15 protein-coding genes are annotated in these 15,755 nt (G+C 43.7%); all 15 read right to left on the reverse strand.

Annotated elements, in window-relative coordinates; genetic code table 11:
* Positions 1-4: 4 nt before the first annotated feature.
* A complete protein-coding gene (murA, locus tag FFM64_RS02895) occupies positions 5-1,321 on the reverse strand; it encodes a UDP-N-acetylglucosamine 1-carboxyvinyltransferase (protein WP_137606504.1) in 1,317 nt (438 codons plus the stop codon).
* 659 nt (positions 1,322-1,980) lie between these two features.
* Positions 1,981-2,409 (reverse strand): F0F1 ATP synthase subunit epsilon, encoded by a 429-nt coding sequence (locus tag FFM64_RS02900; protein WP_137606505.1) that lies wholly within the window; start codon positions 2,407-2,409, stop codon positions 1,981-1,983.
* An 11-nt stretch (positions 2,410-2,420) separates the two neighbouring features.
* On the reverse strand, positions 2,421-3,824 hold the full coding sequence (atpD, locus tag FFM64_RS02905) for a F0F1 ATP synthase subunit beta (protein ID WP_137606506.1): 1,404 nt from the start codon (positions 3,822-3,824) through the stop codon (positions 2,421-2,423).
* Between the two features lie 25 nt (positions 3,825-3,849).
* Positions 3,850-4,794 (reverse strand): F0F1 ATP synthase subunit gamma, encoded by a 945-nt coding sequence (locus FFM64_RS02910; RefSeq protein WP_137606507.1) that lies wholly within the window; start codon positions 4,792-4,794, stop codon positions 3,850-3,852.
* A gap of 30 nt (positions 4,795-4,824) precedes the next feature.
* On the reverse strand, positions 4,825-6,345 hold the full coding sequence (atpA, locus tag FFM64_RS02915) for a F0F1 ATP synthase subunit alpha (RefSeq protein ID WP_137606508.1): 1,521 nt from the start codon (positions 6,343-6,345) through the stop codon (positions 4,825-4,827).
* A 29-nt stretch (positions 6,346-6,374) separates the two neighbouring features.
* Positions 6,375-6,920, reverse strand: a complete 546-nt coding sequence (gene atpH, locus FFM64_RS02920) for an ATP synthase F1 subunit delta (protein WP_137606509.1) — start codon at positions 6,918-6,920, stop codon at positions 6,375-6,377.
* Entirely contained in the window at positions 6,910-7,428 is a 519-nt protein-coding gene (gene atpF / locus FFM64_RS02925; protein ID WP_137606510.1) for a F0F1 ATP synthase subunit B, read from the reverse strand. Before atpF ends, atpH begins: the two co-directional genes overlap by 11 nt.
* A gap of 54 nt (positions 7,429-7,482) precedes the next feature.
* A complete protein-coding gene (atpE, locus tag FFM64_RS02930; RefSeq protein ID WP_003639224.1) occupies positions 7,483-7,695 on the reverse strand; it encodes a F0F1 ATP synthase subunit C in 213 nt (70 codons plus the stop codon).
* Positions 7,696-7,736: 41 nt separating this feature from the next.
* Positions 7,737-8,453 carry a F0F1 ATP synthase subunit A gene (gene atpB / locus FFM64_RS02935; protein ID WP_137606511.1) on the reverse strand — a complete coding sequence of 239 codons (717 nt, stop codon included), beginning with the start codon at positions 8,451-8,453 and terminating at the stop codon, positions 7,737-7,739.
* Between the two features lie 278 nt (positions 8,454-8,731).
* Positions 8,732-10,012: a uracil-xanthine permease family protein gene (locus FFM64_RS02940; RefSeq protein ID WP_137606512.1), complete on the reverse strand. Its 1,281-nt coding sequence runs from the start codon at positions 10,010-10,012 to the stop codon at positions 8,732-8,734.
* Positions 10,013-10,647: 635 nt separating this feature from the next.
* Positions 10,648-11,277, reverse strand: a complete 630-nt coding sequence (gene upp / locus FFM64_RS02945) for a uracil phosphoribosyltransferase (RefSeq protein WP_137606513.1) — start codon at positions 11,275-11,277, stop codon at positions 10,648-10,650.
* A gap of 180 nt (positions 11,278-11,457) precedes the next feature.
* Positions 11,458-12,696, reverse strand: a complete 1,239-nt coding sequence (gene glyA, locus FFM64_RS02950) for a serine hydroxymethyltransferase (protein ID WP_137606514.1) — start codon at positions 12,694-12,696, stop codon at positions 11,458-11,460.
* A gap of 57 nt (positions 12,697-12,753) precedes the next feature.
* On the reverse strand, positions 12,754-13,773 hold the full coding sequence (locus tag FFM64_RS02955; RefSeq protein WP_137606515.1) for an L-threonylcarbamoyladenylate synthase: 1,020 nt from the start codon (positions 13,771-13,773) through the stop codon (positions 12,754-12,756).
* 30 nt (positions 13,774-13,803) lie between these two features.
* Positions 13,804-14,667, reverse strand: coding sequence for a peptide chain release factor N(5)-glutamine methyltransferase (gene prmC, locus FFM64_RS02960; protein WP_137606516.1), 864 nt, complete (start codon positions 14,665-14,667; stop codon positions 13,804-13,806).
* Entirely contained in the window at positions 14,660-15,742 is a 1,083-nt protein-coding gene (gene prfA, locus FFM64_RS02965) for a peptide chain release factor 1 (protein WP_137606517.1), read from the reverse strand. Before prfA ends, prmC begins: the two co-directional genes overlap by 8 nt.
* Positions 15,743-15,755 lie beyond the last annotated feature (13 nt).

The raw sequence follows: 15,755 nt of genomic DNA on the forward strand, positions 1-15,755 counted from the left end.
TTTACTATTCAGCCGCTTCGTGGGCAAAATCAGGATTCAATGCATAGACAGCTTCATCCGGCACATCGATACGTTCAATTTCTGCCCCTAACTTCGCTAATTTACCATGGAAGTTAAAGTAGCCACGATCCAAATACTTCAAGTTCGTCACTTCTGTATACCCATGACTCACTAATCCAGCAATAACCAAGGCAGCGGCGGCACGTAAATCAGTTGCCGTCACTTGGGCCCCATTAAAATCAGTTGGGCCATACATGATCACAGAACGCCCTTCAATTTTAAAATCTGCGTTCATCCGTCGTAATTCCTCCAGATGCATGAACCGATTTTCAAAGACCGTTTCCGTGAGCAAACTAGTGCCTTGTGCACAGAGTTGTAAAATGGTCATTTGTGGTTGCATGTCGGTTGGAAAGCCCGGATGCGGCATCGTCTTAACTGAAGTTGGTTTGAGCTTGGCTGGTCCAATGACCCGAATCCCGTCAGCTTCTTCAGTAACTCTAACACCCATCTCGCGCATTTTAGAAATCAAGGGCTTGTTATGTTCTGCAATCGCATCTTCAACCAGCACGTTACCTTGAGTCACCGCAGCAGCAACCATGAAAGTCCCTGCTTCGATCCGATCTTGAACGATACTATGTTCACAACCGTGCATGGCAGGAACACCTTCGATACGAATGGTTTCAGTTCCGGCCCCTGTCACCTTAGCACCCATTTGATTTAAAATATTCGCTAAGTCGACAATTTCTGGTTCGCGAGCCACATTTTCCATGACAGTGGTCCCTGCTGCTAAGGTGGCCGCCATCATAATATTTTGCGTGGCACCCACGCTTGGAAAGTCTAAGTAAATTGAGGCACCGCGCAATTGAGTCGCGCGGGCTTCCACGTAGCCGTCGTGTCGTTCAATTTCAGCGCCAAGTGCGCTCAACCCTTTGAGATGCAAATCAATTGGTCGTGATCCAATGGCACAACCCCCTGGCATGGCAACTTTTGCATGTCCCAGCCGTGCCAATAACGGTCCCATCACAACGATTGAAGCCCGCATCTTAGAAACATATTGAAATGGCGCTTCCGCTGATAATTGCTGACTCGCATCAATATCAACCGTTTTATTTATTTCATCAAAATCAACTTTAGTATTTAAAAAACGTAACACATTATTCATCGTGAAGACATCTGATAATACTGGCACATTTGTTAAGTGTGTCGTGCCTGAACTAGCCAGCAACCCCGCTGCTAGAATCGGCAATACTGCATTCTTGGCACCTTCGATATGGACATTCCCTGTCAAACGATGACCGCCATGAACTACAATTTCCTCCATGGATAACCCTCCATCACAAATGATTATAAACAAACCAGCTAGCAAAATTTTGGATGACACTTAAGCGGCACAAAAAGACATAATTGACTGCTAGCCGCCTTGATTGGGTTCGCCAAGCAATTCTAGTCATATCTGAAGGTCGTGCACTGGTAGACAATCAGAATCCTTGTCATACCCAAAAAGCAATCCAAACACACAAAAGAACAACAAACAAAAAATTGGGTGATTCGCTGCACCTTTATCGCGATATCACTTGGTATTCCTAGTAGTTTCCTAATCATCATAACATAAACCCTAAACGAATAAATATTACATTTTACAAAAATGTTACAATTTTAACATTTTGTCATCTACTTATAATTAGTTAACTAAATAGTACTTGCTAATGACAACTAGTGAATTTAAAGCCATTTTTTCGGACGTTAATCGTTGCATTGCCAAACTAAAATTTAACAGGGACAACCAGTAACCATCTGCCCGTGAATAAGTTTACACTTTTTTCGTCAAGTCATCGCGTAAGCGCTTTATATTTCGCGCTTGTAATCGGTGACCTTACAAACTGACAGAGAAAATCCATTATTGAACATAAAAAAAGTATCTACAACCAACTGGCTGCAGATACTTTTGATTTCGGTTTTAGAAACGTATTCGTAGAACTCTTACCGGTGAGCCACATGCAATCGGTTCACGGCACGCCGCAATGCGACTTGTGCCCGCGCCAACTCAGCATCATCATGCTTTTGTTGAGCTTCTTGAATCCGACTTTCAGCTCGTTTCCGGGCATTTTCAGCCCGTGCAACATCAATATCATTCTGACGTTCAGCACTGTCAGCTACAATCGTAGCAACATTTTCACTGAACTCAACGAAACCACCATTAACAGCAATTTCATCGTCTTCTTGATCTGATTCTAGTTGCTTGATCCGAACTTCATCAATTGCTAGTGAAGCAATCACGGGAATGTGATTCGGTAAAATCCCTAACTCGCCATTAATCGTGCGAACGATTAACATCGGCGTCTTACTTTCATAGACCTGACCGTCTGGAGTAACGATGCTAACGGTTAATAAGTTTGCATTGTCAGCCATGTTAACCCCTCCTAATCAGTGACCATCGATTTCGCTTTTTCGACCGCATCTTCGATCTTACCAACTTGACGGAAGGCATCTTCTGGTAAGTCATCATATTTACCTTCAAGAATTTCCTTGAAACCTTTGACAGTTTCCTTGATTGGCACGTATGACCCAGGTTGGCCCGTAAAGTTTTCGGCAACGAAGAAGTTTTGTGACAAGAAGAATTGAATCCGCCGTGCACGTGCAACAGTGGTCTTTTCTTCATCAGATAATTCATCCATCCCTAAGATCGAGATAATATCTTGCAATTCACGATAACGTTGCAAGACCCGTTGAACTTCCGTCGCAACTTCATAATGTTCTTCCCCAACAATTGATGGGTCCAAAGCGATTGATGAAGAAGCCAACGGATCAACGGCAGGATAAATCCCTTGTTCAGTCAAAGAACGTTCCAAGTTAGTCGTCGCGTCCAAATGGGCGAAAGTCGTTGCAGGAGCCGGGTCGGTATAATCATCGGCAGGCACATAAACGGCTTGGATCGACGTAACAGAACCTTTTTTGGTTGAAGTGATTCGTTCTTGTAATTGACCCATTTCAGTTGCCAAGGTTGGTTGGTAACCAACGGCTGAAGGAATCCGACCAAGTAAGGCGGAAACTTCAGAACCAGCTTGGGTAAACCGGAAGATGTTATCAATAAACAAGAGGACGTCTTGGCCAGCAACATCACGGAAGTATTCCGCAATCGTTAACCCAGTCAAGGCAACCCGCATCCGGGCACCAGGTGGTTCGTTCATTTGACCATACACCATGGCGGTGTTCTTCAACACGCCAGAAGCCTTCATTTCGAAGTAAAGGTCATTCCCTTCACGAGTCCGTTCACCGACACCGGTGAAGACGGAAATCCCGTTATGTTCTTGGGCAATATTATGAATTAATTCCTGAATTAAAACGGTCTTACCAACACCGGCACCACCGAACAACCCAATCTTACCACCACGAACATAAGGTGCTAAGAGGTCGATAACTTTAATCCCAGTTTCCAATACTTCTGTACTGGTCGTTAATTCATCATATGCAGGGGCATCCCGATGAATCGGGTTCCGTTCTGCGTCTGGACCGAATTCTGGACCACCATCAATGGTCTCTCCTAAAACGTTAAATACCCGACCTAACGTTTCCTTACCAACAGGAACAGTAATTGAAGAACCAGTGTCTTCAACGGCCATCCCACGACGTAAGCCGTCCGTACCATCCATCGCGACGGTCCGAACAACCCCGTCACCTAATTCAAGCGAAACTTCAACCGTTAAGGTCTCGTCGCCATCTTTATGGATGAGCAAGGCATTATTAATATCAGGTAACTTGTCGTTTAGAGAGAATTCAACGTCGACAACGGGTCCAATAACTTGTACAACTTTACCTGTACTCATTAGTCGTTAATTCCTCCCAAATTCGTTATTCTTGCGCAACCAAACCACCCGTAATTTCGGTGATTTCCGTCGTAATAGCAGCTTGACGTGCGCGGTTATATTTCAGATTCAACTTATCGATTAAATCGCCAGCATTATCTGATGCCGCCTTCATCGCCGTTGACGATGAGGCATGTTCAGCAGTCTTAGCGTCCAAGATTGCACCATAAACCAAGCTTTCAGCGTATTGTGGCAGCACGGCCGACAAAATGGCTTCTTCTGAAGGTTCCATTTCATACTCGGGACCCACATCAACTCGGCTATCCTTAGCTGGACGGTTATCTTTTTCACTTTGTGCAAACGTTTCTTCAGAGATGGGCAGCATTTTAACTGACCGGAACCCAGAAGAAAGCCGGTTGATAAAGTGATTATAGAAGACATACAGTTCATCAAAGACTTCATTATGGTACATCGAGGTAACTGTTTTAACGATTTCACGGACTTCTTTAAAGGTTGGCACGTCTGAAACGCCACGATATTCGTAGGCAACATTCAAGCCATTCTTCTTGTAGAAATCCGCACCAGTGCCACCGACCGCCAACACAACGGCATTGTCAGCATTTAATTGGTGTTCGCGCATAAAGTCGTTCGTCTGCTTTAAGACGTTCGAATTATAGCTCCCAACCAACCCTCGATCAGAGGTAATGATTAACAAACCGGTGCGTTTAACGGGGCGTTGAGCCAATAATTCACTCACCGAAATGGTATTTGAATTACTGTTCGGAACACCAGCGCTCGCTGACATCAGATGAGCTTTGGCAAGATGTGAAACGATGCTTTCAACTTTTGAAGCATACACCTGATACGTGCCAGTATGCTTTTGAATCTGGTTCAACTTAGAAGTTGAAACCATTTGCATTGCTGACGTGATCTGATGAGTCTTCTTGGTTGAGTCAATCCGGCGCTTGACATCCATTAATGATTCTGCCATGCACTACTCACCATCCTTTTCAGCCATAACTTACTTAGCAGCGGCAGCACTTGGCTGGAACTGCTCTGCAAATTCATCTAATGCGCCATTAATTTGGTCAGCATCTGGTAATTTCTTTGTTGAGACAATCGTATCAAATAGGTCTTGATGATTTGTATGAACGAAATCAAACATTTCAGTTTGGTAACGGGCAATGTCAGCAATCGCAACTTTATCCAAGTAACCATTAGCCAATGCATACAAGATCATAACTTGTTCTTCAACCTTTAATGGTGAATGAACAGGTTGCTTCAAAACTTCAACGATTCGTTGCCCACGATTCAACTTAGCTTGCGTTGCCGCATCCAAATCTGAACCGAATTGTGAGAATGATTCCAATTCACGGAAAGAAGCCAAATCTAGACGTAACGTCCCAGCAACAGACTTCATTGCTTTGATTTGAGCATCCCCACCGACACGGGAAACTGAAGCCCCGGCATCAATGGCTGGCCGTACCCCTGAATAGAATGAATCGCTATCCAAGAAGATTTGACCATCGGTGATTGAAATAACGTTGGTTGGAATATAAGCAGAAATATCCCCAGCTTGCGTTTCAATGATTGGTAACGCAGTCATTGACCCGCCACCTAATTCATCGTTCAACTTAGCAGCTCGTTCGAGTAACCGTGAATGCAAGTAGAAAACATCCCCAGGATAAGCTTCACGACCTGGAGGACGACGTAAGATCAATGAAAGTTCACGATAAGCAGTCGCTTGTTTTGATAAATCATCATAGATAATCAAAACGTGCTTGCCATTATGCATGAACTCTTCACCCATCGCAGCGCCGGCATATGGTGCCAAGTAAAGTAATGGGGCTGGTTCAGAAGGACCGGCCGTAACGACAATGGTGTAATCCATTGCGCCATACTTTTTGAGCGTTTCAACTTGTGAACGCACCGTTGAGTCTTTTTGACCAATTGCGACGTAGATACAAATCATATCTTGGTCTTTTTGGTTCAAAATGGCATCGATAGCGACCGAAGTTTTCCCGGTCTTACGGTCACCGATAATCAATTCACGTTGGCCACGACCAATTGGTACTAAGGCATCAATGGCCTTAATCCCAGTTTGTAGTGGTTCGCTAACTGATTGCCGTTCCATAATCCCAGGAGCTTTGTGTTCGATTGGCCGCGTATGTGAAGTTTTAATTTCACCTAAACCGTCAATTGGTTGACCTAATGGGTTAACGACCCGACCAACCATGTTTTCCCCTACAGGAACTTCCATGATGCGGCCAGTCCGCTTAACAGTATCGCCTTCACGAATACCATCAAAATCACCTAAGACAACGATACCAACATCGTTGCTTTCAAGGTTTTGTACCATTCCGTAAACCCCGTTGTTGAATTCGAGCAATTCACCTTGTAAGGCGTTGTCGAGTCCATGCGCCCGGGCGATCCCATCACCAACATAGGTGACAGTACCGGTTTCAGCAACTGAGAGCTCAGTTTGATAACTTTCTAATTGTTGTTTGATTAGAGCACTGATTTCTTCAGATTTAATGCTCATAAAAGTTTCACCTCTTCGTAAAAGACTTTCTAATTGTTGATGAGTGCTCGTCTTAAGTTCATTAATTGTAAAGCGACGCTACCATCAAACGTTTGATTGTTTGAACGGACAATCACGCCACCAATAATTGCGGTATCGACTTTTCGTGTTAACTTAACTCGGTCGGCACCCACATGCTTGGCAAACGCTGCTGCGATGGCATTAGCTTGCTCATCTGACAACTTGACCGCGGACGTTACTTCGGCATGCACTATCTTATGATTTTCATCATAACGTTGCTCAAACGCGTCGATAATGGCGACCAAATTCGACATGCGGCCGTAATCATACAACATTTGAATAAAGTTTTTAATGTATTCTGAAGCATGGTCAGTCAAAGTTGACAACGTTGCCTGCTTTTGATCGACCGAAAGCAATGATCCTGAAAGGACCTCTGCCAATTGCGGATTGTCGACAAAGACTTGCCGTAATTGTTTTAATTCAGCCAGGAATGCTTCGGTCTGATCTTTTTCAACTGCAAGTTCAAAGAGTGCCTTTGAATAACGGTTTGCAATTGTAAGATTATCAAGACTCATGCTTTCCCAACCCTTCAATATATGAATTAATTAATGCCTGTTGACCTTCAGGATCCAATTGCTTCTTAATGATCTTAGAAGCGATTTGAACTGAAATGTCAGCCACGTCAGATTGGACGTTCTTCAAGGCATCTTGACGCTCCTGTTCAATATCTTTGCGGGCGTTTTGTTTATACTGCGTAGCTTCGTTTTGAGCGTCAGCGACAATCGTCGTGCGTTGCTTTTCACCACTTTGCTTGGCTTCAGCGACAATATCGCTAGCTTCGCTCCGTGAATGTGATAAGGCTTCACGCCGTTGTTCAGCTAAATCAGTGGCCTCTTGACGAGACTTTTTGGCTGAATCAATATCGTTGGCAATTTTGTCTGCTCGATCACCCATCATTTTTGTGACTGGGTTCCAAGCAACTTTGGCAATCAAAGCCATCAAAATGATAAAACTAATCGCAATAAATAACATATCGCCAAGGTATAAACTGGATGATGCACCGAGAATTAAATGCGAGAGCATCTAATGACACCTCCTTCTTTCATTTTTCATTAAAATGAACTCGTTGATCAATGATTACTTGTTCATAACCATTAAGGCAACAACGAAGGAAATGATAGGCATTGATTCGATTAACCCAACACCAATAAACATGTTAGTCCGTAATTGACCAGATAATTCTGGCTGACGGGCCATACCTTCAAGCATCTTTGAAATAACCAAACCGTTACCAATACCGGCACCTAAAGCGGCACCAAACATAGCAATACCTGCAGCAATTGCTCCCATAATCTGTGTATCCTCCTTAAAATTAAAAAAACAAGAAATTTCTATTCCTCAGGCGAAACTTTTTGAGAAATATAAACTGAAGTCAAGGTGACAAACACGAATGCTTGCACACTCCCGATAAATACTGAGAACCCCTGCCAAAGAAATTCAATTGGGAAGGAGTAGACGTAGCTAAACCAGCTACCACTATCGGTCGCTAAAGTCGCAACCTTACTCAGTAACATTTCACCAGCGAAGATATTCCCGAACAACCGGAGTCCTAAGGTTAGAAAGTCGGTAAACTGTTCGAAAATGTTGATTGGCAAGAATACAAGAAATGGTGAAGTGTAATCCTTAAGATAACCCTTTAACCCTTTCTTTTGTACCCCAGCAGCATGTGCTAGCGCCACAGTCATAAACGACAACGTCAACGTCACAATCGGATCTGCGGTTGGACTTTTGACATACGTATACTGGCCGACCTGGATGTGTAAAAACAAACCAAGTTGGTTCGCAACGAAAATGAAAAGGAATAACGTGAAGGCATATAAGCCAAAACGTGATGCATCGTTCCCTTTGATTGAACCTTTGACAATGCCATTCGTGAACTCGATGAGCCACTCCAGCACATTTTGCCCACCCTTGGGCTTCAACGCCAAATGTCGCGATAACAAAAAGACAAATAAGAATACGATTATACAAGTGAGTAAAATCGAGATGTCATTCGCAATATTGAACGTCAACCCAAGGAATTTGACCGTAGGAACTGGATCACCCACTGAATATCACCTCTTTCCTTTAATTTCGGTGTTCACGATAACCATAACGTGTGGAACAATTAACGTCAATTGTATCGAAACATGAAATAGTAAATTAGAGCTACCTCTAATTAAAATACAATGGTAATAATACCACCACCAACCTAAAAATTCAAAACAATTTCATTATTTCGTCACTTAGTAAAAATCCCACGACATCAGGCTTTCAGCCACTCTGACATCATGGAATTTTCATAAAGTTGGACATATTTTCATTTTTTACAGGTCAATGTTGCCGCTTACTTCTCATTAACTGCCGTCTTTGGTAGTACTAAGTTCATAATAATTCCTAACACGGTTGCGACCGCTAAACCACTAAATTGAAAACTGCCAATTTGTAAATAGGCATTACCAATTCCAATAACTAAAACTGCTGACGCAATCATCAAATTTCTTTTTGAATTAAAATCAATTTTATTATCAATCAGAATCCGCATCCCACTCGAAGCAATGACCCCGAAAAGTAGAAAGCTGACCCCACCAATTACTGGTGACGGAATACTTTGAATGAGCGCCGAAAGTTTACCCACAAAACTGAAGATAATCGCAAAGAACGCCGCGCCACCAAGCACATAAATACTGTGTACTCGCGTAATCGCTAAAACACCAATGTTTTCACCATAAGACGTTACGGGAGGACCACCGACAAAACCAGCAATAATGGAAGCTGTCCCATCACCGGCTAAGGTATGACTCAAGCCTGGATCCTTGAAGAAATTCCGTTTAGTCAACTTATTCAAAACCATGATATGCCCCATATGCTCTGACATTGTGACAAAGGCAATCGGTGCCATACTGAAAATCGCGCCCCAATAAATACCAGGATGATAATTAATAAACGGAATTTGGAAATTGGGTAAAGCAAACCATTTTGCTTGCATTACTGGTGCAAAATCAACGATTCCGAATAAAACCGCAATGATGTAACCTGAAACAATTCCTAACAAAATCGGAACTAGGCTCATGAACCCGCGCAAATACATATTAAAGATCACCGTCAAGATCATCGTTAACATTGCCACTGCGAAGAAGCGAATGTCATAATTATTAGCATTCATGGTTGCATCTTTAGCGGCAGTACTTGCTAACGATAAGCCGATAACCATAACAATTGGTCCAACAACGATTGGTGGCAAGGCTTTGTCAATCCAATCCGAACCGATCAAAGTCACGAGCAAACTAACCAGTAAATAAACACAACCAACGGCAATCGTCCCTTGAGCAATCGCCGGATACCCAGCCGTTTTCATTAATGATTGCATCACGACAATAAATGAAAAACTAGAACCCATGTACGCAGGAATTTTATGGCGCGTAATCAAGATATACATCAAGGTCCCAACACCAGAACTAAATAGCGCAATTCCGGGATTTAACCCCACTAAAATTGGAACTAGAACCGTTGAACCGAACATTGAAAACAAATGCTGAATCGATAACCCGAGCCAACTACCAAACTTTGGTCGGTCATGAATGTCGAGCACGACATCATCATTATGAAATGGTTTTTGCTTTGCCATAATGCACCCCTCACTATGAATTTTTGCATAAAGAAAAGACAGACCCCCACTCAAAGCGGCTGGTCTGTCTGAATTGGCTCCACCAATTGTAGGTGAAGATCCGATCAAATCCTTTTCAGCCTCTCTGAGCTAAATTAAAGGAACTGTTTAATTGAAATAAGTTTACTTGAGTTGCTTTCCTTTGTCAATAGCGTTGGGAATAACTAGCAGACAATCAGCTTTTATCTATCGCTGGTCAGGAACATTAGTGCTGGTACGTCATGAATGACGATTACGCCAACGTCCACTCCCAATGTCACTTTTTAATCAATTACTCTTTAATTTCGAGCCCCATCGCACCCAGCCAATGTATTTTCGTTTAAATACGTCAACACACGATGACTGTCCACCGCTTTGAGCCAACCATCCCAATAATTTAAAAACCGCTTATATCGACGTTTAACTCGGTTTAAGACGATTACAACAAAAGTCCTATATTATGGAAGAGAAATCATTTCTGATAAAGAAATTTACGCTTAAATACAACTATTGATACTGCGATAGTTGTGATATTTTTGAGTCTTTCTACCTTTAGACTGAAACTAAAAAATCTCGTCAGCATTAAGCCAACGAGATTCGAAAAAAGTTTCAATTAATTACTTGGTCCCAAATAACCGGTCCCCAGCATCGCCCAAACCTGGAACGATATAGCCGTCTTCATTCAAATGATCATCAAGTGCGGCCGTGTAAATATCAACGTCTGGATGTGCTTCTTGAAGAGCTTTAACCCCTTCTGGAGCAGCAACTAAGCACATAAACTTAATGTTGCTAGCGCCACGTTTCTTCAACATATCCATGGCCATGATGGCTGAACCACCAGTGGCTAACATTGGATCAACGACAAATAATTGACGTTGTGAAATGTCGCTTGGCAACTTCACGAAGTATTCAACTGGCTTCAACGTTTCTTCATCACGATACATGCCAACGTGACCGACTTTAGCCGCTGGAATCATGTTTAAGACCCCATCGACCATCCCTAAACCGGCACGCAAAATTGGCACGATGGCCACTTTTTTACCAGCTAAAGTTTTTTGGGTCGTCTTTGTAATTGGGGTTTCAATTTCAATATCCTTTAATGGCATATCACGTGAAACTTCGTAAGCCATCAATGTGGATATTTCGTTGACCATTTCCCGAAATACTTTTGTCCCACATTCTTTTTCCCGAATGATCGTTAACTTATGTTGAATGAGCGGATGATTCAAAACCTCAAACTTACCCATGTTTCTGTGCACGCTCCTTAGTGATTTCTTTCTATTGTAGCTAATTTACCAACAAAAAACTAGGGCTCAGCGCGATTAGTTATGAAAACAGCAAAAAAAATCGCACTATTTTATTTATATCTGGCCTGAATTCGAAAAAACGACCAGCAAGTAGACTGGTCGTTGCAAAGTTTGATTTAATTAGTCGACATCAATAGGATGTTTGGCAGTTAATGCTAAGGCTTGCGCTTTAACGTCATCCAAATTAGCTTGGTCTTCAGGTGCGCCCAAAGCTTGCAGGATCAATTCAGCAACTTTAGCGGCATCGGCTTCATCAAAGCCCCGAGTCGTAATCGCTGGTGTGCCCAAACGAATCCCAGAAGTCTTGAAGGCTCCCAACGTTTCATTCGGAATGGCCTCCTTGTTGACGGTAATGTACACCGTATCCAATAAGTCCTGGACTTGACGACCATTTAAACCAGACTTAGTGACATCAATCGTCATCAAATGGTTATCTGTCCCACCAGAAATGACCCGTACCAAATCAGAGTCGTTAAAGACTGCTGCCATGGCCTGTGCATTGGCAATAATTTGCTTAGCGTAAGTTTTGAATTCAGGTTGTAAATCTTCACCAAATGCAACTGCCTTACCGGCAATCACATGGTCTAATGGTCCACCCTGGTTACCAGGGAAAACGGCAGAGTTAATTTTCTTACCATATTCAGCCTTAGCTAAAATCATCCCACCACGGGGTCCCCGTAACGTTTTGTGCGTCGTGGTCGTCACCACGTCCGCGTATGGCACTGGATTCGGATGTAACCCTGCTGCAACTAACCCAGCGATGTGCGCCATATCAACCATTAGCATTGCCCCAACGGCATCCGCAATCTCACGGAATTTTGCAAAATCAATCACTCGACTGTATGCCGATGCCCCCGCAACGATTAATTTTGGTTGAAATTCCTTTGCTTGTGCCAAAATGGCGTCATAATCCAATTCTTCCGTTTCTGGATTTAAGCCATAACCTTGAAAGTCGTACAATTTCCCGGAAAAGTTGACACTTGAGCCATGGGTTAAATGACCACCAGCATCCAAAGACATCCCCATCACCCGGTCACCTGGTTGAATCAGAGCCATATATGCCGCAGCATTAGCTTGCGAGCCAGAATGTGGTTGCACGTTGGCATATTCCGCCCCAAACAACTTTTTGGCACGTTCAATCGCCAATGTTTCCACTTGATCGATAAATTCATTACCGCCATAAAAACGATGACCAGGATAACCTTCGGAGTACTTGTTCGTCAAAACACTGCCTTGCGCAGCTCTTACACCTTTAGACACAATGTTTTCTGACGCAATCAACTCAATGTTATGTTGTTGGCGCGCCTGTTCCTTACTAATTGCAGCCCAAACTTCTGGATCTTGTTCTTGGTAATTCATGAATAATTCTCCTCCATTTCGCAAGTGACAACTTTCGGGTTTTCCCGATTTCCATCATTATACACTAAAATGGGTCTGGCCGGCTGATTTATTTAATCGGTTCATATATGCTGCCCCTAGGCCCTTGCTATCAAAGGCTTGGCACAGAATATCTTTAATTTCAGTTTCGGTATCAAAGTGTCGAAGACCGGCAAACAGTTCCCGGCTTGCCGATTGAACATTTGATCCTAAAGAAAATCGTTCGCAATTTGCTGGTAACTGATTAGCTGTCAAAATGGCGTCTGTTGCCATCACACCGATTTGAATTGATTGGCGGCCTGCCCAAGCCAAAGCTGCTGGCCAATCAGTTGGTTGATCCACGATATAGACTTGTGCATCCGGCGCATAATGCTTGTACTTCATCCCAGGCGCTTTCGGAACTTCAGTCGCGCCAACGTGATGTTGTTCAGTTAAAACCCGTTCACCAATCACAGCTTCGATTTCTGATGCCGTAACGGCACCCGGCCGCAAAATTGCTGGTTGCTGCCCGGACAAATCCAACACTGTTGATTCAACCCCGACTTTGGTTGGACCATCGTCTAAGATACCGGCGATTTTACCATCCAGATCGTGCAACACATGTTGGGCGGTGGTTGGACTCGGCTTCCCCGAAGTATTCGCAGAAGGACCCACAATAGGCGTCCCAGCCGCGCGAATCAAGTTCAAGGTTGCGTCATTATTCGGATTACGGAAAGCCGCGGTCGTGAGTCCCCCCGTGACTGCTGGTGCGAGCGCATCCGGCTTTAAGTTAAAAATCATGGTCAATGGTCCTGGCCAAAAAGCCTTAATCAACTTTTTAGCAGCAACTGACAAAGGCTTGGCAAACCGTTCTACCGTTGGCACATCTGCCACATGAACAATCAACGGATTGTCACTTGGTCGACCTTTGGCTTGATAGACTTGTTTAACGGCCGCAACGTTGGTCGCATCAGCACCCAAGCCATAAACGGTTTCAGTTGGAAAAGCGACCAACTGGCCGGCCTGAATCAATTTTGCCGCCGCAGTCACTTCTGCGGGTTTAAAAACTTTAGTTTCCATAATAGTGTTCATCCTTCTTCATTTAAAATCTTATTCTGACGCTAGTACAACTCGTAACATACGATCATGACCGGCCATATCTTGACGTAGCGTAACCGTGGCCTGTGGAAACGCAGTTGTAAATAATTTTTTAATGGCCGCACCTTGATGATAGCCAAATTCCAAGTACAATCGCCCATGTGGCGTTAGATGTTGGGCAACTTGCTGTGCCAACTGTTCATAAATTGCTAAACCTTCATGTTCGGCGAACAGAGCTTGTTGTGGCTCATAATTCAAGACACTGGCATCCATGACCACTTTTTCATCAGCTGCAATATACGGTGGATTGCTGACAATCACATCATACCGATGATCACCCAATTGCGCGAATAAATCACTCTGCTGAAAGGTGACTGGCAATTTTAAGCTGACCGCATTTTCCTGCGCCACTGCCAAGGCAGCCGCCGAGATATCGCTAGCTGTCACTTGCCAAGTCGGCTTTTCATGTTTCAAGGATAACGCGATTGCGCCGGAACCCGTCCCAATATCTAGTAGTGATAACGGCTTGTCAGTCAGTTCATCGGTTAGAATCCAGTCCACCAATTCCTCCGTCTCCACGCGTGGAATAAGCACGGCTGGCGTGACTTTGAGAGTCAGCCCATAAAACGGTGCTGTCCCCAGCACATATTGCGCCGGCTCACCAGCAACCACCCGTTGAACGGCTTTTTGATACGCCTGCCATAACGTGTTTGGCACTAAGTCGCGATAATGAACGAGTAATTGTGTTTGATCAAAGTGACTTAGCCCTAACAACAAGAAGCGGCCGGCATCAGTCGGTAACGTCGCCGTTTTTAGACAAAAAGAAGCCCATTGCTGGGCTTCAAAGAACGTTGGTTGTGCTGGTAACTTAGTCATTGGCTAACTGCTCGATCTTTTTAGTCTGGTCAGCTAAAACTAAGGCATCAATGATTTCATCTAATTCACCGTTCATGACCCGATCCAACTTGTTTAAAGTTAAGCCGATGCGATGATCAGTCACCCGGTTTTGTGGGTAATTGTAAGTCCGAATCCGTTCTGAACGATCCCCGGTCCCAACGGCCGACTTCCGTTCAGCATCGTATTGGTTTTGTTCCCGTGATTGGTAATAGTCATAGACCCGGGCACGCAAAATTTCCATGGCTTTCGCCCGGTTTTGTTGTTGTGACCGTTGATCTTGCATGGAGACAACGATACCAGTTGGTAGATGGGTCATCCGCACGGCCGAAGACGTCTTGTTAATATGTTGACCACCGGCACCAGATGACCGGAACACGTCGACTCGAATATCTTTTTGTTCCAACTTAATATCCACATCTTTGGCTTCCGGCATAATCCCAACTGTCGCAGTTGAGGTATGCACCCGGCCAGCTGATTCAGTGACTGGCACCCGTTGAACTCGATGCGCGCCACTCTCATATTTCAGTTTAGAATAAACTTTATTCCCAGAAATAATCAAGACGATTTCTTTGAACCCACCGACTTCAGTTTCATTGCGATCAGCGACTTCAACATTCCAGCCTTGGCGTTCAGCATATTTTGAATACATGTTGAATAAATCAGCCGCGAACAAGCTGGCTTCATCACCACCGGCAGCCCCATGAATTTCCATGATGATATTTTTATCATCATTAGGATCTTGTGGCAACATGAGTAAGGTGATCTCATGTTCGAGTTGATCTTTTTGGGCGTTCAATTGTTTCAAGTCGTCCTTGACCATGGCGTTCATGTCATCGTCTAGCTTTTCACGCAACAATTCGTCATTTTCGGTGATTTGACTTGTCACGTCTTTATACTGATTATACTTTTCAACCGTTTCACGAATGCTACCCATTTCTTTAGAGAGCTTCATGAAGCGATCCGAATCAGCGATAACTTCTGGATCACTTAAAAGTTCGCCGAGTTCTTCATACCGGTCGGCAACCGCTTGTAATTTATCAAAAAACTTATCCATACTTGGTTAATTC

This window comes from Lactiplantibacillus daoliensis, from assembly GCF_005405005.1.
In the GTDB taxonomy this organism is placed as follows: domain Bacteria; phylum Bacillota; class Bacilli; order Lactobacillales; family Lactobacillaceae; genus Lactiplantibacillus; species Lactiplantibacillus daoliensis.